General features: G+C 63.7%; 2 protein-coding genes. Both read left to right on the top strand.

Going from position 1 to position 993, the window contains the following annotated elements:
* The coding region (locus tag VSX60_RS22375) for a UDP-2,3-diacylglucosamine diphosphatase (RefSeq protein ID WP_442873145.1) at positions 1-387 on the top strand (387 nt) is incomplete at its 5' end.
* 1 nt (position 388) lies between these two features.
* The coding region (locus tag VSX60_RS22370) for a glycosyltransferase (RefSeq protein WP_327626437.1) at positions 389-993 on the top strand (605 nt) is incomplete at its 3' end.

The following is a 993-nucleotide window of genomic DNA, read 5'->3' as shown; positions in this document are numbered from 1 at the left end:
GCCGCGATCGCCATTAATGTCGTATTCAACGTCGTCCGCCGCCGGTTGGGCTTCCCCTATTGGTCGATCTCGTCATGGGCGAAGCTCAAGGTGAAGAACGCCGTCAACTTCATCGGCGCTTTCGAGAGCGCGCTCGCCGAAGAGGCGAAGCGGAACGGCTGCGACGGCGTCATCTGCGGTCATATCCACCATGCGCAGATGGTCCGACACGGCGACATCGAATACGTTAACACGGGCGATTGGGTCGAAAGCTGCACGGCTCTCGCCGAACGCCACGACGGCTCTCTCGAATTGATCCGCTGGAGCGAAACCGTGCCGGAGGAAGCGCTCGCTCGGGCACCACTCGAAGTTCATGCGCCGCAGCGCCGCTCGGTGGAGGCTGCCTGAGATGCGCCGAATTCTGATCGCGACCGATGCCTGGCATCCGCAAGTCAACGGCGTGGTCCGCACCCTTGCCAACCTCATCGACCAGCTCTGCGAGCGCGGAATCGAAGTTCGCGTCGTCACTCCGCTCGACTTTCGCACCATTGCCTGTCCGACTTACCCGGAAATTCGGCTAGCAATTGCCTCCACCGATCGCTTGGCGGCAACGATACGCGAATTCGACCCGACGGCGATCCATATCGCCACCGAGGGACCGATCGGGCTTGCCACTCGGCGCGCGGCGCTCCGCCTCGGGCGGTCCTTCACCACCAGCTTTCACACCCGGTTCCCGGAGTATCTACGCCAGCGCGCGCCCGTCCCCGAGGCGCTGACCTATGCCTGGCTTCGCCGGTTTCACGCTCCGGCTGCGGCCTGCCTCGTGCCCACCCAATCGATGCGCCGAAATCTGGCCGAGTTCGGCTTCGGCAACCTCGTCACCTGGACGCGCGGCGTCGACCGGCGCCTCTTTCGCCCCGTTCACCCCGTCGAGCTCAATTTGCCAAAGCCGGTCTTCCTCACGGTGTCGCGTGTCGCACCGGAGAAGAACCTTACGGCGTTTCTGGATATCGA

The sequence above is a fragment of the Aurantimonas sp. A3-2-R12 genome (genome assembly GCF_036016755.1).
Taxonomy (GTDB): domain Bacteria; phylum Pseudomonadota; class Alphaproteobacteria; order Rhizobiales; family Rhizobiaceae; genus Aurantimonas; species Aurantimonas coralicida_A.
The sequence above is the reverse complement of the archived record's forward strand: the minus strand, read 5'-3'. Positions and strand labels throughout refer to the sequence as shown.